This is a genomic window from Sphingomonas sp. AAP5, assembly GCF_004354345.1.
Lineage (GTDB): Bacteria > Pseudomonadota > Alphaproteobacteria > Sphingomonadales > Sphingomonadaceae > Sphingomonas > Sphingomonas glacialis.
The window spans coordinates 3,966,322-3,987,367 of sequence record NZ_CP037913.1 but is presented as its reverse complement, the minus strand read 5'-3'; the positions used below and the strand labels follow the sequence as shown (position 1 = coordinate 3,987,367).

Genomic DNA, 21,046 nt, shown 5'->3' with positions numbered 1-21,046 from the left:
GCCAAAACCTTTGCATTGCGAGCTGCGGGAGACCCCGCACCGCTGAAATTACGACAGACAAACATCCCCCCAGGCGGAATCACGATCCGTCTGACGCTTGCCATTCAAAGTAGGTCGCGAGCCAGAAACACCGCTCGCGGCGGAGGGCCATTTATGAAGATCACAGCGAGTCGAGCAAGGCCCCGACCTGTCACATTTTCTAAATATACCCGGTTGACTCGGATTGAGCGAAGGTTTCGCGTCGAAAATCTCACAAGCCTATGAAATCAGGACGTTTCGTCAGTGACACTTTGATGAAGGTTCTGCGAATCGCGGTAAACTGCGCCTTTGCCGTTTGGACGGTCAAAAGCGTTCGCGCAACGTTCCTTGATAGGGGTTAAGTCGACACTGCGAGACCCATCGCCGCGTCGAAAAGCGTAAACCACGACAAAAAGCCCGCCGGACCTGTGTCCAGCGGGCGATCAGCCGTTGCGTAACCCGATTGGGATTAAGCGAGCGCGGTGAGACGCTTGGTCAGGCGCGAGAACTTGCGGCTCGCGGTGTTCTTGTGCAGCACGCCCTTGGCGACGCCGCGCATCAGCTCGGGCTGAACCATCGCCATCGCGGCGGTTGCAGCAGCCTTGTCGCCCGCTTCGAGCGCAGTCTCGGCCTTCTTGACGAAGGTGCGGATGCGGCCGGTACGGTTGCCGTTCACGATGGTCCGCGCGGCGTTACGACGGATGCGCTTTTTCGCCTGTGGCGTGTTCGCCATGAAGCCCTCTGATCTGTAAATAAGAAAGGGCGGGAGATCGCTCCCGGCCCCGGAAGCCGTGCGCCTTACGCAGAACGGGGGGGTCGGTCAATCATTTCTGGCATTTCGGGCACCAGAAAGTCGAGCGGCCGCCTTCGGCATAGCGCTCGACGGTGCCGCCGCAGCTGCACGGCGCACCCTCGCGGCCATAGACTGCGAATTGCTTGGAGAAATAGCCGAGCTCGCCGTCGGGGCGGGCGTAATCGCGCAACGACGAGCCGCCTGCGTCGATCGCCGCGAGCAGCACCTCGCGAATCGCCGGCACGAGTCGCGCGAGCTTGGCGCGCGAGACGGTCCCGGCGGCGCGCTTGGGCGAGATACGCGCGGCGAACAGCGCTTCGCACACATAGATATTGCCGAGTCCCGCAACGAGTCGCTGGTCGAGCAGCATCAGCTTGATCGAGGCGATTCGCCCGGCGAGCTTGGCGTGGAGGTAGGGGACGGTCAGTTCGGGGCCGAGCGGTTCGGGGCCGAGCGCCTTGAACGCGGGGAAATCGGCAAGCGATTCGGTCGGGAGCAGATCGACCGAGCCGAAGCGCCGCGGATCGTTGAGCGCGAGGCGCTGAGTCGCGGTTTCGAGAATCAAATGATCGTGCGGCAGCAGCTCGGACGGATCGACTCGCCAGCGCCCCGACATGCCGAGGTGGAAGATCATCGTGTCGCCGCGATCGGTCTCGATCAGCCCGTATTTCGCGCGGCGCGACAAGCCCGTCACGGTCGCGCCGGTCAGCCGCTGCCCGAGATCTTCGGGAAACGGCCGCCGCAGGTCACCGCGACGGGTTTGCACCAGCGTGATGCGCTGGCGCTCGAGCACGGGCCGGAGCCCGCGCACGGTGGTCTCGACTTCGGGAAGTTCTGGCATCCCCCGTCCCTGCCCGCTTCCATGCCGGCAGCGCAAGCGGGCGCGCTGACGGAAACAATCAGGCGCTCGTCGGGACGAAGACGCGCTTGGACCGCGGGTCGCTGGATTCACGCGAGACGATTTGTCCGAGCTGCAACGCAGCGGTTTGCGCCGCCGCTTTGCTCGGCTAGAGCGTGCGACATGAACGATCCAAACTCTGGCACCGTCTCCTTCGGCTACGAAGACATCCCCGCCACCGAAAAGACCGCGCGCGTCGGCGGCGTCTTCTCGAGCGTCGCACGCAGCTATGACATCATGAACGATGCCATGTCGGGCGGGATGCACCGCGTGTGGAAGGACCGCTTCGTGCGCCGCGTAAAGCCGCGCGACGGCGAGCAGATCCTCGACATGGCCGGCGGCACCGGCGACATCGCCTTCCGCCTCGCCGAATCGGGCGCGAGCGTCACCGTTGCCGACATCAACCCGCAAATGCTCGAAGTCGGCGTCGACCGCGCGGCCAAGCGCGGGATCGACGGCCTGGTGTGGACCGAGGCGAATGCCGAGACGCTGGTCTTCCCCGACCGCTTCTTCGACGCGTACACGATCGCGTTCGGCATCCGGAACGTGACCGACATCCCCATGGCGCTGCGCGAGGCGAACCGCGTGCTACGGCGTGGCGGGCGGTTCTTCTGCCTCGAATTCTCGACCACGCTGTGGCCGGGATTCGCCGACGTCTATGACGCCTATTCGCACAAGCTCGTGCCAAAGCTCGGCAAGCTGCTCGCGCAGGACGAGGACAGCTATCGCTATCTGATCGAATCGATCCGGCGGTTCCCCGACATGCCGACCTTCGAGGGGATGATCCGCGATGCGGGCTTCGTGCAGACGGGGGTCGAGCCGATGCTAGGCGGGCTGGTCGCGATCCACCACGGGTGGAAGATTTGATGGGGCGCGAAACAAAAGCCCCTCCCCTTCAGGGGAGGGGTTGGGGTGGGGCCGTAACAGGTGCTGCGCTCTGCGAGGCGTCCCCCACCCCCAACCCCTCCCCTGAAGGGGAGGGGCTTACGATATGACCGCCCCCGCAACCCACGTCTGGCGCTTGCTCAAATGGGGCCGCATCCTCGCGCGCCACGGCGCGCTGAGCGGCATCGAGCGCGATCAGAACACCCCGCTGCCGATCCGCCGCCTTGCGCGAATCGCGCGGATCGGCGCGCGCGTGCCGGCGGTGCCGCGCTATGCCGATGCGCTCCAGGCGATCGGCCCCGCCGCGATCAAGCTCGGCCAGACGCTCGCGACGCGCCCCGATATCGTCGGGGAGGCAGCGTCGAACGATCTGATGCGGCTCCAGGACGCGCTCCCGCCCGTCCCCTACGAGACGATCCACGCCGCGATGACGCGCGCCTTCGGGCGCGATCCGGCCGAGCTGTTCGCCTCGATCGATCCCGTGCCCGTCGGCGCCGCGTCGATCGCGCAAGTCCACCGCGGCGTCACCACCGATGGCCGCACCGTCGCGATCAAGGTGCTGCGCCCCGGCGTCGAAGTCGATTTCGCGCGCGCGATCGAGACATATCAATGGGCCGCGGCGCAAGTCGAAGGCTATGGCGGCGAACTCGCACGGCTGCGCCCACGCCTCGTGATCGAAACCTTCAAGCGCTGGACCGCGCGCGAGCTCGACTTGCGGCGCGAGGCCGCCTCGGCATCCGAACTCGCCGACGCGATGACCGCCGAGCCCGATTTCCTGGTGCCCAAGATCGATTGGCAGCGCACCACCGGCAAGGTGCTGACGCTCGAATGGATCGACGGGATCAAGCTGTCGAACCGCCCCGCGCTGGTCGCGGCGGGCTATGACTTGCCGCTGCTCGCCAACACACTCGTCCACGCCTTCCTGCGCCAGGCGATCGCCGAGGGGTTCTTCCATGCCGACATGCACCAGGGCAACCTGTTCGCGCTGCCCGGCAACAAGATCGCCGCGATCGACTTCGGCATCATGGGGCGGATCGACCGGCGCGCGCGCGTCTGGCTCGCCGAGATCCTCTACGGGCTGATCACCGGCAATTATAAGCGCGTCGCCGAAATCCATTTCGAGGCGGGCTATGTCCCGCCGCACCACAGTGTCGCCGAGTTTGCGACGGCGCTGCGTGCGGTCGGCGAGCCGATGCGCGGCATGTCGGTCAAGGATATGTCGATCGGGATGATGCTCGACGGGCTGTTCAACATCACGCGCGACTTCGATATGCAGACGCAGCCGCATCTGCTGCTGCTGCAGAAGACGATGGTGATGGTCGAAGGCGTCGCGACGAGCCTCGATCCCGAGATCAATCTGTGGGACGCAGCGTCACCGTTCGTGCGCGAATGGATCCGCACCGAGCTTGGCCCCGAGGCTGCGGTCGCCGACCGGTTGGTCGCGGATTTCCGCACGCTCGCGCGACTTCCCGACCTGATCCGCAACATCGAACGGCGCTTCCCCAATCCGCCCGGCGCGCCGCCCGAGCCCCCCTTGCGCGAAATCGAGGTCGTGCGGATCGGCGGCGGCTGGCGCTATGCGCTCGTCGCGGTGCTGAGCGCGGGTGCCAGTCTGGGTCTGGGGTGGATGCTGTGGGGGTAAGGCGGCGCCTCCGCTCGCCGCGGCACGACGCGCTGGCGTGAGTCCACGGCCGCCCTTCTGGCTGGCCGAGCCATCGCGCTATGCCGCGCTGTCGCAACCGCGCGCGCGGATCGCCGCGGCTTTGCTCGCCTTGCTGCTGCTCGCGACGCTGCTCGCGCTCGCCAGCCCCGGGCCGCCGCCGGTGAGCCACACGCCCGCGTCGCGCGCCGACGACCAGCGCGACGTCATGCTGTACGAGACGATCGTCCAGGGCATCCGCGGCGGGGGCGATTATTACAGCGTCACCGCGCAGGCGCTGCGCACCGGCGACTATCCGATGCGCCCGTTCGTGACCTTCCGCTTGCCGACGCTCGCGGTCGTCCAGGCCGCGCTGCCGCGCCTTGCGACGATGGCGTTGCTCTACGCGCTCGTCGCTGGCGTCGCCTATGCCTGGTACCTGCGGCTCGGCGGGGTGTTCAATCGCCCCGCGCCGCGCCTGATCGCGCTCGCGCTGCTCGCCAGCGGGCTGATGGCGTTCGTGCAAAGCGATCTCGTCGCCTTCCATGAGATCTGGGGCGGGCTTCTCATCGCGCTGTCGCTCGCGGCACGGCGCGAGGACAAATGGATCGAGGCGGTCGCGATCGGGCTGATCGCGATGCTGATCCGCGAGACCGCCGCGCTCTATGTCGGGGTGATGGTGCTGTTCGCGCTCGCCGAGGGGCGGCGGCGCGAGGCGATCGGCTGGGCGGCGACGCTCGGCGTGCTCGCGATCGTCGTCGCGCTCCACGCGCATGCCGTGGCGATGGTGGTGCGCGAGACCGACCCCGCCTCGCCTGGCTGGGCCGGGCTGCTCGGCTTCGGCTTCTTCGTGAAGACGATGCAGATCTCGACCGCGCTCGATCTTGCGCCGCTGTGGATCGCCGCACCGCTCGTCGGGTTGGCGCTGTTCGGCTGGTCGGCGTGGCGCAGTCCGCTCGCGCTGCGCGCGCTCGGCGTGTTCATTGCCTATGCGCTGCTGCTGGCGCTGTTCGGGCGGACCGACACCTTCTATTGGGGATTGATGATCGCCCCCACACTCCTGATCGGCCTGGCCTTCGCGCCCGACGGCCTGCGCGACCTGATCGCCGCTGCGCGCGAGCCGCGACGGAAAATCATCGTGACGCGGGTGACGCGGTGAAGATCCTGCTGATCGTCGGCGGCGGGATCGCGGCGTACAAGGCGTGCGAGCTGATCCGGCTGTGCCGCAAGGCGGGGATCGGCGTGAAATGCGTGCTGACCGCGGGCGGCGCGCATTTCGTCACGCCGATGACGCTCGCGGCCTTGTCCGAGAACCAAGTCTATACCTCGCTGTGGGATCTCAAGGACGAGGCCGAGATGGGGCATATCCAGCTCAGCCGCGAGGCCGATCTGGTCGTCGTGGCGCCTGCGACCGCCGATTTGATGGCGAAGATGGCGGGGGGAATCGCCGACGATCTTGCGACCACGCTGCTGCTCGCGACCGACAAGGCGGTGCTCGCGGCGCCCGCGATGAACGTGCGGATGTGGCAGCACGCCGCGACGCGCCGCAACGTCGCCACGCTGCGCGGTGACGGGATCACCGTGCTCGAGCCCGACGAGGGTGCAATGGCGTGCGGCGAATTCGGCCCGGGGCGGTTGCCCGAACCTGCGGCGATCTTCGCCGCAATCCAGGTGGCACTCGCCCGGTGAGCGCGCTTGCCGGACTGCATATCCTCGTCACCGCCGGCCCGACGCACGAGCCGATCGATCCGGTGCGCTATCTCGCCAATCGCTCGTCTGGAAAACAGGGCTTCGCGATCGCTGCGGCGCTTGCCGCGCGGGGCGCGCGCGTAACGCTGATCGCGGGGCCGGTGACGCTCGCGACGCCTGCCGGGGTGACGCGAGTCGATGTCGAAACCGCGCTCGAGATGGAGGCGGCGGTGGCGGCGGCACTGCCGGTCGACGCGGCGGTGCTCGTCGCGGCGGTCGCCGACTGGCGCGTCGATAGCGCGGGGCAGAAGATCAAGAAGGGCGCGGGCGGTCCGCCGATGCTCCATCTCGTCGAGAATCCCGACATTCTTGCGGGGCTAGCGCGCAGCCCGCTGCGGCCGCGGCTCCTGATCGGCTTCGCGGCCGAGACCGAACATGTGATCGACCACGCCACCGCCAAGCGCGTGCGAAAGCAAGTCGACTGGATCGTCGCCAATGACGTGTCGGGCGATGTAATGGGCGGTTCGGCGAACACGGTGCATATCGTCACCGCCGACGGTGTCGAAAGCTGGGAGCGGCTGCCCAAGGGCGAGGTCGCCGAGCGGCTTGCCGAGCGGATCGTGGCCGCCCTGACGCACTGACGGGGCGCTTCGCGGTGCGGCGCACCCCTTCCGTCACCCCGGCCCTGTGCCGGGGCCCACCGCGCAACCGCCACAACGGCCAAGGTTCGCGGCACGGTGGACCCCGGCACAAGGCCGGGGTGACGGTTTGTCCGGGGGGGGTCCCCAAACCCTTACAGGTCGAGCTTGCCCTTCAATTCGTCGATCCGCTTCGACGCATCGGCCTTGCTCAGGTCGGGGCTTGGCGGCTCGACATGCGCTTCTTCACTGAGCGTCGTAAGATACGATTCCTGCGCGCCGGTCATTGGGTCACCGCCCGAAACCCACTGGTCGGGGTTCTTCTCGGTGTTCGATCCCGGATGCTCGTCGAGCTTCGGATTGTGCGGGGTGTCGGCCATGGGATACTCGCATGTTTCTGGTATGTTCTGAACCACCGAGACGCCGCGCGGTTCCGTTGCACGCGGCAGGCTTCGACACCGACTGCCAGACTTGCTAAGGCCGTCCGCATGCATACGCCTGCCACGCCGCCGATCACGATTGCGCTCAAGCGCTTGCCGCACGGCGAAGACTTGCCCCTGCCCGCGTATGCGACCGATGGCGCCGCCGGGCTCGACGTCGTCGCCGCCGAGGCGCTGACGCTCGCGCCGGGCGCGCGTGCCGCGGTCGCGACCGGGTTTGCGATCGCGATCCCGCATGGCTTCGAGGTGCAGGTGCGCCCGCGTTCGGGGCTCGCGCTGAAACATGGCATCACGTGCCTCAACACCCCCGGCACGATCGACAGCGATTATCGCGGCGAAGTGAAGGTGATCCTCGCCAATCTCGGGCAGGCGCCGTTCGAGATCGCGCGCGGCGACCGGATTGCCCAGCTCGTTCCGGCCCCGGTTCAACGCGCGATCCTCGACGAAGTCGCCACGCTCGACGATACCGAGCGCGGAACCGGGGGCTTTGGATCGACCGGACGATGATACTTTTCATGCTGCTGCTGCAGGCCGTGGAGCTTCCCGCGGTCCCCGCCGACTGGGCGACGCTCGCGCCGCTGCCCTATGTCGCCGCGCCACGCCTCACGCCGCAATTGACGAGCTTCGTCGCGAGCGAGATCACCGCCAATCGCTGCCCGATGGCCAAGCCCGCCGACGGGCATTACGTCGTCAAGGTCGACGTCGCGACGCTGGTCGGCGCGGACGGGATCGTCCGCCGCACCGTGCCGCACGCGATCAACTGCCCGACGGTCGAGCAATATGCCGCGGGTCTCGTGACGGGGTTCGCGCGCGGCAACCTCGCGCTGCGCGCCGGGACGACCGATCATTGGTACCGCGCGACCATCGTGTTCGACTGGCGCGGATGACGCTCTCCGACGCCGAGCTCGAGCGCTATGCGCGCCACATCGTGCTGCGCGAGGTCGGCGGGGCGGGACAGCTTGCACTCAAGGCAGCGAGCGTCGCGCTGATCGGCGCGGGCGGGATCGGCAGCCCGGCGATCCAGTATCTCGCCGCCGCGGGTGTCGGGCGGCTCGTGCTGATCGACGACGACACGGTCGATCTGTCGAACCTCCAGCGCCAGACGCTGTTCGGCGAAGGTGACATCGGCGCATCGAAAGTCGCCGCCGCAGCGACCGCGGCACGCGCGATCAACGCGCACGTCGCGATCGACGCGCGCCCCGCACGGCTGACGCCCGCCAATGCCGGCGATCTGCTCGGCGGCGTCTCGGTCGTGCTCGACGGCAGCGATTCGTTCGCGACGCGGCTCGCGGTGTCCGACGCGGCACACGCGCTGCGCATTCCGCTGGTGTCGGCCTCGGTCGGGCAGTTCGAGGGCCAGCTCGGCGTCTATCGCGGCTGGGAGCCGGACAAGCCCTGCTACCGCTGCTTCGTCGGCGACGCGCGCGACCGCGCGGGCGACAGTTGCTCCGAGCAAGGCGTGCTCGGCGCGATGGCGGGCGTCATGGGCAGCCTCGCCGCGCTCGAGGCGCTCCGCGCGATCGTCGGCTTCGGCGAGGATAAGGCGGGCAAGCTGCTGCTCGTCGATGCGCTCGCCTTCCGCTTTCGCACGATCGCCTTGCCCAAGGATCCCGGCTGCCCGGGCTGCGGTTAGCAGCACCTTAAGGGTGGCACGCTAGGACAGTCTCATGAAACGCGCGCGCATCCTCGTCATCTTCGGTACCCGCCCCGAAGCGATCAAGCTCTTCCCGGTGGTCGCCGCGCTCAAGGCGGTGCCCGGGCTCGACGTGCGCACCTGCGTCACCGCGCAGCATCGCGGGCTGCTCGACCAAGTGCTGGCGATCGCCGGGCTCACCCCCGACGTCGATCTCGATTTGATGGAGCCGGGCCAGTCGCTCGACCGCCTCACCGCGCGGTTGCTGACCGGCCTGGGCGACGTGATGGACGCCGAAAAGCCCGACCGCGTGATCGTCCAGGGCGATACCGCGACCGCGATGGTCGGTGCGCTCGCGGCCTATTACCGCAAGGTGCCGGTCAGCCATGTCGAGGCGGGCCTGCGCTCGGGCGACATCTACCAGCCCTGGCCCGAGGAAGTGAACCGCCGCATCGTCGCGCCGATCGCCGACCAGCATTTCGCGCCGACGCAGACCGCCGCCGACGCGCTGCTGCGCGAGAATATCGATCCGGCGATGATCCATGTCACCGGCAACACCGTGATCGACGCGCTTCACGCGACGCGCGCGAAGCTTGCGGCGGACCCGTCGCTCGCCGCCGGGCTCGATGACATCGCGACACGCTTTGCGGGCAAGAAGATCGTGCTCGTCACGACGCACCGGCGCGAGAATTTCGGCGGCGGGATGGACAATATCGCGCACGCGCTCGGGCAGATCGCGGAGCGCGGTGACGTTGCGATCGTCTTCCCGATGCATCCCAACCCCAATGTCGTCGAGGCGATGAACCGCGTGCTGGGCGACCGCCCCAACATCGCGCGGATCGATCCGCTCGATTACCCGCACTTCATCCGCGCGCTCGGCTTGTGCCATATCGCACTGACCGATTCGGGCGGGGTGCAGGAGGAAGCCCCCGCGCTTGCCAAGCCCGTGCTGGTGATGCGCGAGACGACCGAACGCCCCGAAGGCGTCGTCGCCGGCACTGCCAAGCTGATCGGCACCGATCCGGAGCGGATCGTCGCCGAGGTCAGCACGCTGCTCGACGATCCCGCCGCCTATGCCGCGATGGCACGCGCGCACAATCCGTTCGGCGACGGCCATGCGAGCGAACGGATTGCCAGCATCGTCGCCAAGGGCTTTGGTGTGGCGACGCCGTGAGCGCACGCCGCGTTTCCGAAATATCAACGCTCCGCGCGCATGAGCCGGAACGTGAGCAAGTAAAGGCGCAGGATCGATGATGTCGCACGCTGACCTGAAGGTCGTTGTCGTTGGTCTGGGCTATATCGGCTTGCCGACCGCTGCGGTGATTGCGCGGACCGGCGCGAGCGTGCTCGGCATCGATGTGTCGGCGCATGTCGTCGAGACGGTCAATTCGGGCAAGGTGCATATCGAGGAGGTCGATCTCGACGGCCTCGTCTCGGGCGTCGTCGCGCGCGGCACGCTGCGCGCATCGACGCAGATCGAAGCCGCCGACGTGTTCGTCATCGCGGTGCCGACGCCGTTTGCCGCCGATCATGCGCCCGATATCGGCTATGTGCTCGACGCTGCGAAATCGATCGCGAGCGTGTTGAAGGCCGGCGACGTGGTGGTGCTCGAATCGACCTCGCCGGTCGGTACGACCGAGAAGGTGCGCGATCTGCTCGCCGAGCTGCGCCCCGATCTCAAGGTGCCCGGCAGGAGCAACGGCGACAGCCCCGACGTTGCGATCGCCTATTGCCCCGAGCGCGTGCTGCCCGGACGAATCCTGGTCGAGCTGATCGACAATGACCGCGTGATCGGCGGCATCACCCCGCGCTGTGCGCGCAAGGCGCTCCAATTCTACCGGCGCTTCGTGCGCGGCGCGTGCGTCACGACGACGAGCCGCGCCGCGGAAATGACCAAGCTCACCGAGAATGCGTTCCGCGACGTCAACATCGCCTTCGCCAACGAACTCAGCCGCGTCGCCGACACGATGGACGTCGATGTGTGGGAGGTAATCCGCCTCGCCAACCGCCATCCGCGCGTCAATATCCTCTCGCCCGGCCCCGGCGTCGGCGGGCATTGCATCGCGGTCGACCCGTGGTTCCTGGTCCATGCCGATCCCGCGAACACGCCGCTGATCCGCACCGCGCGCGAAGTCAACGACGCCAAGATCGATTATGTCGTCGAGCGCGCCGAGGCGATGGTCGCGGCCAATCCCGGCGAGCGCGTCGCCTGCCTCGGCCTCGCGTTCAAGGCCAATATCGACGATTTCCGCGAGAGTCCGGCGTTGAAGGTCGCGCTCGCGCTGGCGGCGCGGTTCGGCGACCGGCTGTGTGTCGTCGAACCCTATACCGACACGCTCCCGCCGAGCTTCGATGGCAGCGGCACGACGCTGATCGACGTGGACAGCGCGATCGAGACGTGCGGGATCATGATCGTGCTGGTCGACCACGACGTTTTCAAATCGGTCCCGCTCGACGAGCGCGCCGACAAGCACGTCTATGACACGCGCGGCATCTGGCCCGATCAGCCGCGCAGCGTTCCGCGCGGCGAAGCGTTACGACTGGCGAGCTGACGCGCGTGACCGCCGATCCGCGCGGTTGCTGCGAGTCGGGTCGCGATGAAAGGTCCAACGATTGCTGACGACTGACCCCCGCCCGCCCAGCGGACCACCCGAATCGCGCGCGTATGCGATCGGCGACGTCCATGGCCGGCTCGACTTGCTCGACGCGCTGCTCGAACAGATCGCGGCGGATCGCCAGGCCCGGCCCTGCGCGCGCGAATTCCTCGTCCTGCTCGGCGACGTGGTCGATCGTGGTCCCGATTCGCAAGGGGTCGTCGCGCGGCTGCGCGGGCTCGATGACCCGACGCTCCACACGGTGTTCCTGATGGGCAATCACGAGGAAATGCTGGTGCGCGCGCTTGGCGCGCAGCCGCAGCGGCTGCGCGACTGGCTCAAGTTCGGCGGCGCCGAATGCGTCGAGAGTTACGGCGTCGATGCAGGCGACGTCGCCGAGCTCGATCCCGCCGCCGCCGCCGCGGTGATCCGCGCTGCGATCCCACGCGGCGACCTCGCCTTTATCGACGGTTTTGCCGACAGCTTCCGCTTCGGCGACTATCTCTTCGTCCATGCCGGCATCCGCCCCGGCATCGCGCTCGAGCATCAGCGGACCGGCGACCTGCGCTGGATCCGCGAGGATTTCCTCGAAAGCCATGTCGCGCACCCACTGTTCGTGGTCCACGGGCATACGATCAGCGAGCGCCCCGACGAGCGAGCCAACCGGATCGGGATCGATACCGGCGCCTATGCCAGTGGCGTGCTGACGGCGCTTTGCATCGAGGGCACTGGGCGACGGTATCTAGCGACTGGGAGCTGACAGCGGGCCATCGCTCAGCTGAAGTGCTAGGCCCTTTCGTCACCCCGGCCTTGTGCCGGCCCCCACCGGGCAGCGTATACTCCGCAGACAGCATGTGCGTCTCGGTGGACCCGGGACGAACCCGGGGTGACGAAGCGTTGGTGCCGTGGATCGCCGCTAGCGCAGCAGATCCACCGCGAACGCGCGTACCGTTTCGCCGATATCCTCGCGCCCGATCGCGACCGACAGATTGGCAGTGACGTACCCGGCCTTGTCGCCGCAATCATAGCGCTTGCCGTCGAAGGTCAGCCCGTGGAACGGCTGGTCGCCGATCATCCGCGCCATCGCATCGGTCAGCTGGATCTCGCCGCCCGCGCCCTTCTCCTGATTTTCGAGCACGCGCATCACCTCGGGCTGGAGGATGTAGCGGCCGATCACCGACAGGTTCGACGGCGCTGTCCCCTTGGCGGGCTTCTCGACCAGCCCCTTGACCTCGGTCAGCGCGCCATTGCGCACGCCGGGGGTGATGACGCCGTACATGTGCGTCTGGTCCTCGGGGACTTCCTGCGCGCAGATCAGATTGCCACCAACCTGCATGTACGCATCGACCATCTGCTTGAGGCAGCCTGGCTTGCCGAGCATGAAATCGTCGGCAAGCAGCACCGCGAACGGCTCGTCGCCGACGATGTCGCGCGCGCACCACACCGCATGGCCAAGCCCCATCGGCTCCTGCTGGCGGACATAAGCGACCGCGCCCGGCGCGAGACGCGTCTGATCGAGCACGTCCAACGACTTGCCGCGCGCCGCCATCGTCGCCTCGAGCTCATAGGCGATGTCGAAATGGTCCTCAATCGCGGACTTGCCGCGCCCGGTGACGAAGATCATCTGCTCGATCCCCGCCTCGAGCGCTTCGTCGACCGCATATTGGATCAGCGGACGATCGACGATCGGCAGCATTTCCTTTGGCATCGCCTTGGTCGCCGGCAGGAAGCGCGTCCCAAGCCCGCCTACGGGAAAAACGGCCTTACGCAGGGGTTTAATCGGCATCGATGTCTTTCGAATTCAAAGCACTTGGTACGCTTGATACGCCGCGTCCGACGCCAAGGAAAGCAACGACGCGCAGTCCGTTGCGGAGCGCTCAGGGCGCGGCGGGCGCTGGCGCGGCAGCCTGTTGCTGCATCTGCTGGAATTGCGCGCCGGAGACGAAATCGAGCAGTTCGATATCGAACGCCAGTACCGATCCAGCCGGGATCGGCCCGGTCGCCCGGTCGCCATAGCCGAGGCTCGGCTTGATCCAGACGCGGTACTTCGCACCCTTCGGCATCAGCTTCAACGCTTCGCTAAAGCCCGGGACGACACCCGAAACGGGCATCGGCGTCGGGCGCGCGCTCTGGTCGAAGGTCCTGCCGTCGATCAGCTTGCCGACATAATTGACCAGCGTGACGTCCGCATCGGTTGGCTTGGCGGGGCCGACGCCGGGGGTGAGCACGCGATATTGCAGGCCCGACGGCGTCGTCACGACGCCCCGCTGCTTGCCGTTGCTGGCGAGGAAGGCTTCAGCCGGGTTCAGCGGCACGGCCGTCGCAGCGGGCTTCGCCTTGACCGCACGGTCCACCACCTTGTGGGTCGCCGCGTGCAGTGGCGCCGCTGGGACAAGAATCGCGCCGATCACGCCGGCAATCGCGAGGTTGCGCATCTCAGCGGCCGGTCGGCGGTCCGCCCGCACCCGGCGGCATGCCACCGGCCCCACCCTGCTGCTGCATCATCTGTTGCTGCTGCTGGATCTGGCGATAGGTGCTCATCGGGATGAATTCGAGCATCTCGACATCGAAGGCGAGCGTCGAATTGGCCGGGATGCCGGGAGGCGATTTGTCGCCATAGGCCAAGGTCGGCTTGAGCCAGATGCGATACTTCGCACCCTTGTGCATCAGCTTGAGCGCCTCGCTGAAGCCCGGCACGACGCCCGCGACGGGCATCGGGGTCGGCTGCTGCGACTTGTCGAATACCGTGCCGTCGAGCAGGCGGCCTTCATAGTTGACCAAAGCGACATCGTCGTCGGTCGGCGACGCGCCGGTCCCCGGGGTCAGTACCTGATACTGCAGACCAGACGGCGTGGTCATGACGCCCGCCGCACGCGCGTTGCGCGCCAGGAAGCTGGTCGACGGATCGACCGGCGTCTGGAACGCCAGCGCGATCGCGGCGATCACCAGCACGGCGATGCCGATCCACAGGTACACCAAAATACCCCGCTTCACGGGCTTTAGCGGGACAGCGGTGATCGACATGGTGGCTCCCGGGCGGGGGTCGTGAGGTCTTTACGGACTTGGGGCAGGCAAAGCGGGCACGACGGCCCGCTTTAACGTCTTACCGTGCGCCGTCGCGTTCCATGCGCTTGCGCTCGAGCTTGCGTGCGCGACGAACCGCAGCGGCACGCTCACGGGCGCGCTTCTCGCTCGGCTTTTCGTAATGCCGGCGCAGCTTCATCTCGCGATAGACGCCCTCGCGCTGCAGCTTCTTCTTGAGCGCGCGCAGCGCCTGGTCGACATTGTTGTCGCGTACGATGATTTGCATAAAACCGAACAGCTCCGAATCGATAGAAAAGCGCCGCCGCAAACCCACGGCCCGCGTCGCAAGGCAGGCGCCCTACACGGGAGGTGCCCAACTTTCAAGCGATCCGTCACCTTTTACGTGACTTTGGGCTCGCCCGGTCTGTAAGCGAGCGGGATGACCGCAACCCCGCTCACGCTCTACAACAGCCTCACGCGCAGCCTGACGCCGTTCGTCCCGATCGATCCGGCGCTGGTGCGGGTCTACACCTGCGGGCCGACGGTCTACAATTATCAGCATATCGGCAACATGCGCGCCTTCCTGTTCGCCGACACGCTCGGGCGCGTGTTGCGCTGGAAGGGGTATCCGACCAAGCATGTCATCAACATCACCGACGTCGGCCATCTGACCTCGGACGCCGATGCCGGCGACGACAAGATGGAGAAGGCCGCTGCGGCCGAGGCCAAGTCGATCTGGGAGATCGCGGCGCACTATACGCAGGCGTTCAAGGCCGACGTCGCGCGGCTCAACATCGATCCGCCCGCCGAATGGACCGTCGCGACCGAGCACATCCCGCAGATGATCGCCTTCGCGCAAGCGATCGAAAAGGACTGCTACCTGATCGAAGGCGGGCTCTATTTCGATACGACGCGCGTGCCGAACTATGGCAGCCTGGCGCGTGCGGTTTCGGACGAGGGCGAAAGCCGGATCGACCCCGTCTCGGGCAAGCGCCATCCACAGGACTTCGCGATCTGGCGGCGCTCGCCGCCCGGCGAGCAGCGCCAGATGGAATGGGAGTCGCCGTGGGGGCCGGGCGCGCCGGGCTGGCATCTCGAATGTTCGGTGATGAGCCGCCAGCATCTCGGCCATCCCTTCGACATCCACACCGGGGGAATCGACCACCGCGAGATCCACCATCCCAACGAGATCGCGCAGAACCAGTCCTTCTGCGGCTGCGACGACAGCGGCGCACGGATCTGGATGCACAACAATTTCCTGGTGGACCGCGGCGCCAAGATGTCGAAGTCGACCGGCGACTTCCTCCGCCTGCAGACGCTGGTCGACTCCGGCGTCCATCCGCTCGCCTATCGCCTGATGTGCCTCCAGGCGCAGTATCGCAGCGAATTGGAATTCACCTGGGAGAACCTCGCCGCCGCCTTCACGCGGCTCAAGCGGCTGGTGATCGCGCGCGACGCCTTGCGCGCGCGCGATGATTACGTGCTCAAGGGCGATCCCGAGCCGTATCTCGCGCAGCTCGACGCCGCGGTGAGCGACGACCTCAACACCCCGCGTGCCCTGATCGCGCTCGACGAGATGCTCGCCGACAAGCGGCTGTCGCCCGCGACGCGACTGCGTGCGCTCGAGGATTTCGATGCGGTGCTCGGGCTCGAGCTCGTCACGCTCAAGCGTGCGGCGCTGCGGCTCTGCCCGATCGATGCGACGCTCGACGAAGCCGCGATCGATGCGCAGCTCGCGGCACGCAAGGATGCGCGTGCGGCAAAGGATTTCGCGGCATCGGATGCGATTCGCGACGCGCTCGCCGCAGCGGGCGTCGAAGTGATGGACGGCGATCCGCTCGGCTGGGACTGGAAACTCGCGCTCTGAACCCGTCGCCCCGGCGCAGGCCGGGGCCGCTTCGTATTCGCGCGCGTCGGTTCGACCAACGGGGCGGCCCCGGCCTTCGCCGGGGCGACGACGAAACGATCCGCAAGCGGAGCGCACCGCTTCCCTTCTCGCCCGTGCGCGCTACGCTCTTGCGCTATCGAGGGCGACGGTACTTGCTCACCGCGCCTATTTGGAGCCTCGCCATGAAAGTCGTCCTCCCCGCCCTCGCCCGCGCGCTGCTCGAGCCCAAGCTTCCCGCCGGGCTCGACATCAGCTGGGTCATGACGCGCGAAGAGGCGACCGCGGCGATGGCCGATGCCGATATCGGCTGGGTCGACCTCTATCCGCACGGGCTGACCGAGGAAGCCGTCGCCGCTGGCACCGCGCTCAAATGGCTGTTCACCGCGATCGCCGGGCTCGATTCGCTCGATCTGCCTGCATTGGCGCGGCGCGGGACGATCGTCACCAACGGCACCGGGATCAACGCGATCGCGGTCGCCGAATACACCGTGCTCGGCATCCTCGCCGCGGCGAAGCGCTTCGACCAGGTGGTACGGATCGCCGACCGCCACGAATGGCCCGATTCGGCGCCCGGCCGGATCGAATTGTTCGAAAGCCGCGCGCTGATCGTCGGCTATGGCGCGATCGGCACGCTCGTCGCCGAGCGGCTGCGCGCGTTCGGCGTCGCAGTGACTGGCGTCACGCGTTCGGGGCGCGACGGCACGCTGACCCCCGATGCGTGGAAGGCCCGGCTCGGCGATTATGACTGGGTGATTCTCGCCGCCCCCTCGACCGACACGACCAAGGCGATGATCGGCGCCGAAGAGCTCGCCGCGATGAAGCCCAGCGCCTGGCTGATCAACATCGCGCGCGGCGACATGATCGACCAGGACGCGCTGATCGTCGCGCTCACCGCAAAGACGATCGCCGGCGCCTATCTCGACACCGTCACGCCCGAGCCGTTGCCCGCCGACCATCCGCTGTGGTCGGCGCCCAACACGATTCATTCGATGCATCTGTCGGGCCGCAGCCAGACCAAGATGTTCCAGCGGGCGGCTGCGCTCTTCCTGCGCAACCTCGATGCGTTCCTGGCGGGTAGGCCGATGGAAAACGTGGTCGATCTCGACGCCGGTTATTGAGGCGACAACGGCGCCCGATCCATTCGGGCGCCGTCCTGGCGATCAATAGCCGTCGTTGCGCCAATCGCGACCGCGGCCCCAGCCGCCATGTTCGAAGCGCTCGCGCTGCCAGTGGCGGCGGCGGGCCTGCTCCTGCCAGCGACGATGCTCGATCCAGCGCTGACGGGCATAGCCCCCGCCGCGATAGCCGCGATCGTCATACCGGCGGTCGCCGCGGTCGTGGTAGCCGTCCTGATACTGCAACTGGCTGTTCCAGCCATCATAGCGCTGTGCCGAAGCCGCGCCGGGGATGATCGCCAGCAGGGCCGTCAGGCCGAGCGACGCCGGAAGGATCAATTTACGAAACATGCGCGAACTCCTCGTCGGCAAGAGGCCGATCGCCATCGTCTAGCAATCGCGCGATGCGCCGAGGCTGAACGCAGGATGCAGCCAAGGTTAACGTCGCCGATCGCCAAAACGACGAACGCCCCGCCATTGCTGACGGGGCGTTCGAATACACCAAGCAACGTTTTAGGGTTCGCCAGAGTCTTCGGCACCGAGCGTCGGCACGTCGAGAATCTCGACGCGCAACCTCACACGGCGCGTCTCAACAGCCGCCAAGCCCGGTGACCGCACCGAGCAGGCTTGGCTTGCAGCGTTTCCGCGGGCGTTCGCTGCTCGATCGGTCGCCGTTCGAGCGCTCACCGCCCGATTCGTCGTCCATTTCGGGCATGCCGGGGAAGAAGGTCGCCGAGGTGCGGAAGCGCACGCGCGCGCTCCATTCCTGGTTCCACGGTCCCGTCGCGGGCCGCTCGGGATAGACGAAGGTCGATTCGGGACCGTAGCCGATCAGCGTCCCGAACATCATCTCGCCCGCCGCCTGCTTCACTTCGGCGGGCACGACGCAATTGGTCTGCGTCGGTGCGAGCAACGTACCATCTGAGACGAGTCGCTGCGCTGTCGCCGGGCTGATCCAGTCCCACAGCGCACCACCGAATTCGCGGCTGGTCGAGGACGACCACCAGACGATGTCGCCGGTATCGCTGTTGCCGCGCCGCCCGGCGTCCTTCGCCCCCATCAGCCAGGCGTAATAGCCCGTCGCCATCGGCACCCCGTTCCATGACAGCTGGACCGCCCCATCGGGGCCGCCCCCGGTGCGGACGTGGAGCCCCTGCAGATAGTCCTGCTGGAGGTTGAAATTGATCGACGGCGCAAAGGTCGATTGGACGCGGTGATCGCCGAGCAGCGACCCGCCCTGCGGCTGCCGGCCCGAGCGCGGGTTGGGCCATTCGGCATAGCTGCGGCTGTTGGCGAGCGTCGGCCCGCGATCGACCGGAACGCGCGCGCTGAACAAATCGGGCGGCATCTGCCCCGCCGCGAGCTTCGCGAAATCGATCACGACCGGCTGGCCCGGCCGCGCATGCGCGCCGCATCCCCAGAAGATCAGCAAGCGCCCCTTGGGTCGCTCGAACGATTCGGGCACATCCTCGCGCCCGCCGGTGCGCTGGGGTGCGAGCAGCGGGACCGACGCGCCCATCGCTGCTTGCGGGAGGAAATAATGGTCGCCCTGCGCGGCGCCAGTCGCGGCAAGCGTCGAGCCGAGACGCAAGCGGAGTTCATGCTGGTCGCCGCCGCGGCGCCCGCCCATTCCCGCCATCATCTCGCCGATGTTGGGTCGGCCGCCACCGCCGGCCATGCCACCCATCCCGCCAAGGCCCGTCATCGTCCCGACATCCATTGCATAGCGCGCCTTGGGCCCGGTGACGGTCTGGGTCGATGCGGGTCTGGGCGATTTCGGAGCGGGCTTGCGCTGGGCGAGGACCGAAGTTCCCGTCAACACCGCTGCTGCGGTTGCGACCACGATCAGACGGCGCATAATACCCCCCATTGAACGGCGTCGAAACAATAGTCCCAAATCGGTCGTAAATCCAGCGGGGTTTCAGGAGTGCCGAACGCGCTTGCTTAGCCTGATTTACCCCAACAGGGAAAATCATGCTTGCCCCAGTTACCCTTGCTGGGTAATGCGTTGGCCATGACGACGATGGCCGGCCTCAAGATCAAACGCTTCCGCGAAGAACGCAGCCTTACCCGCGCCGCGTTCGGGGCGTGGTACGGCGCGCCGGGCTCGACCGTCCAGGGCTGGGAAGAGGATGGCAAGCGCGCCAGCGGCCCGGTCGTCAATCAGATCGCCGCCAACGCCATCGCCAGCCACGCCGATTGGTACGTACAGATTCGCACGGAGAATGACATGAGCAGCTGGGCCCCCGATAGCTGGACGCGCGCCGACGCGCGGCAGATGCCGACCTATCCCGACGCTGCCGCGCTCGACGCCGCGACCGACCAGCTCGCCTCCTTCCCGCCGCTCGTCTTCGCAGGCGAGGCGCGCAACCTTACCGCCGATCTCGGCCGTGTCGCCGAGGGCAAGGCGTTCCTGCTGCAAGGCGGCGACTGCGCCGAATCGTTCGCCGAGCATAGCGCGAACAATATCCGCGACACCTTCCGCGTGATCCTGCAGATGGCGGTGGTGCTCACCTTCGCCTCGAAGCTGCCGACGGTGAAGCTCGGGCGCATGGCGGGCCAGTTCGCCAAGCCGCGCTCGGCCGATACCGAGACGATCGGCGACGTGACGCTGCCATCCTATCGCGGCGACATCGTCAACGACATCGCCTTCACCCCCGAGAGCCGGCAGAACGACCCGCAGCGGATGATCCGCGCGTATTCGCAATCGGCCGCGACGCTCAACCTGCTTCGCGCGTTCGCAACGGGCGGGTACGCGAATCTCCACCAGGTCCACCGCTGGACGCACGATTATATGGGCCGCAGCCCGTGGGCCGAGAAATACAGCCATGTCGCCGACCGGATCGGCGAGGCGCTCGACTTCATGGAAGCGTGCGGGATCAGCCCCGAAACGGTGCCGCAGCTCGCGCAGACGCAATTCTACACGAGCCACGAGGCGCTGCTGCTGCGCTACGAACAGGCGCTGACGCGGCAGGATTCGCTGACGGGCGACTGGTACGACACGTCGGCGCACTTCCTGTGGATCGGCGACCGCACGCGCTTCGAGGGTTCGGCGCATGTCGAGTATCTGCGCGGCATCGGCAATCCGATCGGGATGAAGTGCGGCCCGAGCCTCGAGCCCGACGCACTGCTGCGGCTGCTCGACACGCTCAACCCCAACCGCGTCCCCGGCCGGATGACGCTGATCACGCGCTATGGCCACGACAAGATTGAAGCCGGCCTGCCCAAGCTGGTGCGCGCTGTGTTGCGCGAGGGGCATCCGGTGGTGTGGAGCTGCGACCCGATGCACGGCAACACCGTCAAGGCCGCGACGGGTTACAAGACGCGGCCGTTCGACCGGATCCTGGCCGAGGTGCGCGGCTTCTTCGCGGTACACCGCGCCGAAGGCTCGATCGCGGGCGGCATCCATGCCGAGATGACGGGGCAGAATGTGACGGAGTGCACCGGCGGTGCGGTCGACGTCACCGAGCAGTCCTTGGCGGACCGCTATCATACGCATTGCGACCCACGGCTGAATGCCGGTCAGTCGCTCGAGCTCGCTTTCCTGCTGGCCGAAATGCTCAACGAGGAAATGGCCGAACGGCGGCGCGCGGCGGCCTGAGCCGCCCCGCGCCGCCGGGGATCAAAGCGCGCTGCGGCCCTGCAGCAAGCGGACGACGACGACGATCAGCGCGATGACGAGCAGCAGATGGATCAAGCCACCGCCGATATGCACGGCAAACCCGAGTGCCCAGAGAACGAGCAGAACGACGACGATAGTCCAAAGCATCGGAGAACCCCTTTATTTGCAGC

Annotated in this window: 22 protein-coding genes and 1 pseudogene; 13 read left to right on the top strand and 10 right to left on the bottom strand. The window is 67.2% G+C overall.

Features of this window, described 5'->3' with window-relative positions:
* Positions 1-487: 487 nt before the first annotated feature.
* Both rpsT and mutM read right to left on the bottom strand, forming a co-directional pair.
* Positions 488-751 (bottom strand): 30S ribosomal protein S20, encoded by a 264-nt coding sequence (gene rpsT, locus E2E30_RS18615; RefSeq protein WP_133191840.1) that lies wholly within the window; start codon positions 749-751, stop codon positions 488-490.
* Between the two features lie 91 nt (positions 752-842).
* Positions 843-1,652, bottom strand: a complete 810-nt coding sequence (gene mutM, locus E2E30_RS18610; protein ID WP_133191839.1) for a bifunctional DNA-formamidopyrimidine glycosylase/DNA-(apurinic or apyrimidinic site) lyase — start codon at positions 1,650-1,652, stop codon at positions 843-845.
* 180 nt (positions 1,653-1,832) lie between these two features.
* Between mutM and E2E30_RS18605 the strand changes: the two genes are divergently transcribed.
* From E2E30_RS18605 to coaBC, 4 genes and pseudogenes are all read left to right on the top strand, one after another.
* A complete protein-coding gene (locus E2E30_RS18605; protein ID WP_133191837.1) occupies positions 1,833-2,576 on the top strand; it encodes a class I SAM-dependent methyltransferase in 744 nt (247 codons plus the stop codon).
* A gap of 124 nt (positions 2,577-2,700) precedes the next feature.
* Positions 2,701-4,236 carry a 2-polyprenylphenol 6-hydroxylase gene (ubiB, locus tag E2E30_RS18600; protein ID WP_133191836.1) on the top strand — a complete coding sequence of 512 codons (1,536 nt, stop codon included), beginning with the start codon at positions 2,701-2,703 and terminating at the stop codon, positions 4,234-4,236.
* A 37-nt stretch (positions 4,237-4,273) separates the two neighbouring features.
* Positions 4,274-5,392: a hypothetical protein gene (locus E2E30_RS18595; protein WP_133191835.1), complete on the top strand. Its 1,119-nt coding sequence runs from the start codon at positions 4,274-4,276 to the stop codon at positions 5,390-5,392.
* Positions 5,389-6,563: pseudogene (coaBC, locus tag E2E30_RS18590) on the top strand (bifunctional phosphopantothenoylcysteine decarboxylase/phosphopantothenate--cysteine ligase CoaBC). The gene E2E30_RS18595 and the pseudogene coaBC overlap by 4 nt, the downstream one beginning before the upstream one ends.
* A gap of 152 nt (positions 6,564-6,715) precedes the next feature.
* Here coaBC and E2E30_RS18585 read toward each other — a convergent pair.
* Positions 6,716-6,940: a DUF3072 domain-containing protein gene (locus E2E30_RS18585; protein WP_133191834.1), complete on the bottom strand. Its 225-nt coding sequence runs from the start codon at positions 6,938-6,940 to the stop codon at positions 6,716-6,718.
* Between the two features lie 108 nt (positions 6,941-7,048).
* Between E2E30_RS18585 and dut the strand changes: the two genes are divergently transcribed.
* The 6 genes from dut (at position 7,049) to E2E30_RS18555 (ending at position 11,987) form a co-directional block, all read left to right on the top strand.
* Complete coding sequence (dut, locus tag E2E30_RS18580) at positions 7,049-7,507, top strand: dUTP diphosphatase (RefSeq protein ID WP_133191833.1); 459 nt, start codon at positions 7,049-7,051, stop codon at positions 7,505-7,507.
* Complete coding sequence (locus E2E30_RS18575) at positions 7,504-7,887, top strand: hypothetical protein (protein ID WP_133191832.1); 384 nt, start codon at positions 7,504-7,506, stop codon at positions 7,885-7,887. The genes dut and E2E30_RS18575 overlap by 4 nt, the downstream gene beginning before the upstream one ends.
* On the top strand, positions 7,884-8,633 hold the full coding sequence (locus E2E30_RS18570) for a HesA/MoeB/ThiF family protein (protein WP_133191831.1): 750 nt from the start codon (positions 7,884-7,886) through the stop codon (positions 8,631-8,633). The genes E2E30_RS18575 and E2E30_RS18570 overlap by 4 nt, the downstream gene beginning before the upstream one ends.
* A gap of 34 nt (positions 8,634-8,667) precedes the next feature.
* On the top strand, positions 8,668-9,807 hold the full coding sequence (gene wecB, locus E2E30_RS18565; RefSeq protein WP_133191830.1) for a non-hydrolyzing UDP-N-acetylglucosamine 2-epimerase: 1,140 nt from the start codon (positions 8,668-8,670) through the stop codon (positions 9,805-9,807).
* Positions 9,808-9,883: 76 nt separating this feature from the next.
* Complete coding sequence (gene wecC / locus E2E30_RS18560) at positions 9,884-11,185, top strand: UDP-N-acetyl-D-mannosamine dehydrogenase (protein ID WP_133191829.1); 1,302 nt, start codon at positions 9,884-9,886, stop codon at positions 11,183-11,185.
* Between the two features lie 61 nt (positions 11,186-11,246).
* Positions 11,247-11,987: a metallophosphoesterase family protein gene (locus E2E30_RS18555; RefSeq protein WP_133191827.1), complete on the top strand. Its 741-nt coding sequence runs from the start codon at positions 11,247-11,249 to the stop codon at positions 11,985-11,987.
* A 156-nt stretch (positions 11,988-12,143) separates the two neighbouring features.
* Here E2E30_RS18555 and galU read toward each other — a convergent pair whose 3' ends face one another.
* From galU to rpsU, 4 genes are all read right to left on the bottom strand, one after another.
* Positions 12,144-13,013 (bottom strand): UTP--glucose-1-phosphate uridylyltransferase GalU, encoded by an 870-nt coding sequence (gene galU, locus E2E30_RS18550; RefSeq protein ID WP_133191826.1) that lies wholly within the window; start codon positions 13,011-13,013, stop codon positions 12,144-12,146.
* Between the two features lie 91 nt (positions 13,014-13,104).
* Positions 13,105-13,662, bottom strand: coding sequence for an FKBP-type peptidyl-prolyl cis-trans isomerase (locus E2E30_RS18545; RefSeq protein WP_133191824.1), 558 nt, complete (start codon positions 13,660-13,662; stop codon positions 13,105-13,107).
* A 1-nt stretch (position 13,663) separates the two neighbouring features.
* A complete protein-coding gene (locus E2E30_RS18540; RefSeq protein WP_133191823.1) occupies positions 13,664-14,251 on the bottom strand; it encodes an FKBP-type peptidyl-prolyl cis-trans isomerase in 588 nt (195 codons plus the stop codon).
* A gap of 79 nt (positions 14,252-14,330) precedes the next feature.
* A complete protein-coding gene (rpsU, locus tag E2E30_RS18535; RefSeq protein WP_010162663.1) occupies positions 14,331-14,537 on the bottom strand; it encodes a 30S ribosomal protein S21 in 207 nt (68 codons plus the stop codon).
* A 153-nt stretch (positions 14,538-14,690) separates the two neighbouring features.
* On the opposite strand from rpsU, the gene cysS reads away from it, so the two are divergent.
* Together cysS and E2E30_RS18525 are read left to right on the top strand one after the other, a co-directional pair.
* On the top strand, positions 14,691-16,118 hold the full coding sequence (gene cysS, locus E2E30_RS18530; protein ID WP_133191822.1) for a cysteine--tRNA ligase: 1,428 nt from the start codon (positions 14,691-14,693) through the stop codon (positions 16,116-16,118).
* Between the two features lie 203 nt (positions 16,119-16,321).
* Positions 16,322-17,257: a D-2-hydroxyacid dehydrogenase gene (locus tag E2E30_RS18525; protein WP_133191821.1), complete on the top strand. Its 936-nt coding sequence runs from the start codon at positions 16,322-16,324 to the stop codon at positions 17,255-17,257.
* 42 nt (positions 17,258-17,299) lie between these two features.
* Here the strand turns inward: E2E30_RS18525 and E2E30_RS18520 are convergent, their stop codons facing one another.
* Positions 17,300-17,605: a hypothetical protein gene (locus tag E2E30_RS18520; protein WP_133191820.1), complete on the bottom strand. Its 306-nt coding sequence runs from the start codon at positions 17,603-17,605 to the stop codon at positions 17,300-17,302.
* Positions 17,606-17,843: 238 nt separating this feature from the next.
* Positions 17,844-19,112: a hypothetical protein gene (locus E2E30_RS18515; RefSeq protein ID WP_206365613.1), complete on the bottom strand. Its 1,269-nt coding sequence runs from the start codon at positions 19,110-19,112 to the stop codon at positions 17,844-17,846.
* A 156-nt stretch (positions 19,113-19,268) separates the two neighbouring features.
* Here E2E30_RS18515 and E2E30_RS18510 point away from each other — a divergent pair, with 156 nt between their 5' ends.
* Positions 19,269-20,855: a class II 3-deoxy-7-phosphoheptulonate synthase gene (locus tag E2E30_RS18510; protein WP_133191818.1), complete on the top strand. Its 1,587-nt coding sequence runs from the start codon at positions 19,269-19,271 to the stop codon at positions 20,853-20,855.
* Positions 20,856-20,876: 21 nt separating this feature from the next.
* Here E2E30_RS18510 and E2E30_RS18505 read toward each other — a convergent pair whose 3' ends face one another.
* Complete coding sequence (locus tag E2E30_RS18505; protein ID WP_010407531.1) at positions 20,877-21,023, bottom strand: lmo0937 family membrane protein; 147 nt, start codon at positions 21,021-21,023, stop codon at positions 20,877-20,879.
* Positions 21,024-21,046: the final 23 nt, after the last annotated feature.

What these genes read in the sequence shown, in the direction of transcription:
- E2E30_RS18540 (WP_133191823.1), bottom strand. Translation starts at nt 14,251, where the DNA reads ATGTCGATCACCGCTGTCCCGCTAAAGCCCGTGAAGCGGGGTATTTTG.
- E2E30_RS18605 (WP_133191837.1), top strand. Translation starts at nt 1,833, where the DNA reads ATGAACGATCCAAACTCTGGCACCGTCTCCTTCGGCTACGAAGACATC.
- E2E30_RS18525 (WP_133191821.1), top strand. Translation starts at nt 16,322, where the DNA reads ATGAAAGTCGTCCTCCCCGCCCTCGCCCGCGCGCTGCTCGAGCCCAAG.
- dut (WP_133191833.1), top strand. Translation starts at nt 7,049, where the DNA reads ATGCATACGCCTGCCACGCCGCCGATCACGATTGCGCTCAAGCGCTTG.
- wecC (WP_133191829.1), top strand. Translation starts at nt 9,884, where the DNA reads ATGATGTCGCACGCTGACCTGAAGGTCGTTGTCGTTGGTCTGGGCTAT.
- E2E30_RS18510 (WP_133191818.1), top strand. Translation starts at nt 19,269, where the DNA reads ATGACGACGATGGCCGGCCTCAAGATCAAACGCTTCCGCGAAGAACGC.
- ubiB (WP_133191836.1), top strand. Translation starts at nt 2,701, where the DNA reads ATGACCGCCCCCGCAACCCACGTCTGGCGCTTGCTCAAATGGGGCCGC.
- E2E30_RS18520 (WP_133191820.1), bottom strand. Translation starts at nt 17,605, where the DNA reads ATGTTTCGTAAATTGATCCTTCCGGCGTCGCTCGGCCTGACGGCCCTG.
- E2E30_RS18505 (WP_010407531.1), bottom strand. Translation starts at nt 21,023, where the DNA reads ATGCTTTGGACTATCGTCGTCGTTCTGCTCGTTCTCTGGGCACTCGGG.
- E2E30_RS18575 (WP_133191832.1), top strand. Translation starts at nt 7,504, where the DNA reads ATGATACTTTTCATGCTGCTGCTGCAGGCCGTGGAGCTTCCCGCGGTC.
- mutM (WP_133191839.1), bottom strand. Translation starts at nt 1,652, where the DNA reads ATGCCAGAACTTCCCGAAGTCGAGACCACCGTGCGCGGGCTCCGGCCC.
- E2E30_RS18545 (WP_133191824.1), bottom strand. Translation starts at nt 13,662, where the DNA reads ATGCGCAACCTCGCGATTGCCGGCGTGATCGGCGCGATTCTTGTCCCA.
- rpsU (WP_010162663.1), bottom strand. Translation starts at nt 14,537, where the DNA reads ATGCAAATCATCGTACGCGACAACAATGTCGACCAGGCGCTGCGCGCG.
- cysS (WP_133191822.1), top strand. Translation starts at nt 14,691, where the DNA reads ATGACCGCAACCCCGCTCACGCTCTACAACAGCCTCACGCGCAGCCTG.
- galU (WP_133191826.1), bottom strand. Translation starts at nt 13,013, where the DNA reads ATGCCGATTAAACCCCTGCGTAAGGCCGTTTTTCCCGTAGGCGGGCTT.
- wecB (WP_133191830.1), top strand. Translation starts at nt 8,668, where the DNA reads ATGAAACGCGCGCGCATCCTCGTCATCTTCGGTACCCGCCCCGAAGCG.
- E2E30_RS18515 (WP_206365613.1), bottom strand. Translation starts at nt 19,112, where the DNA reads ATGCGCCGTCTGATCGTGGTCGCAACCGCAGCAGCGGTGTTGACGGGA.
- E2E30_RS18570 (WP_133191831.1), top strand. Translation starts at nt 7,884, where the DNA reads ATGACGCTCTCCGACGCCGAGCTCGAGCGCTATGCGCGCCACATCGTG.
- rpsT (WP_133191840.1), bottom strand. Translation starts at nt 751, where the DNA reads ATGGCGAACACGCCACAGGCGAAAAAGCGCATCCGTCGTAACGCCGCG.
- E2E30_RS18585 (WP_133191834.1), bottom strand. Translation starts at nt 6,940, where the DNA reads ATGGCCGACACCCCGCACAATCCGAAGCTCGACGAGCATCCGGGATCG.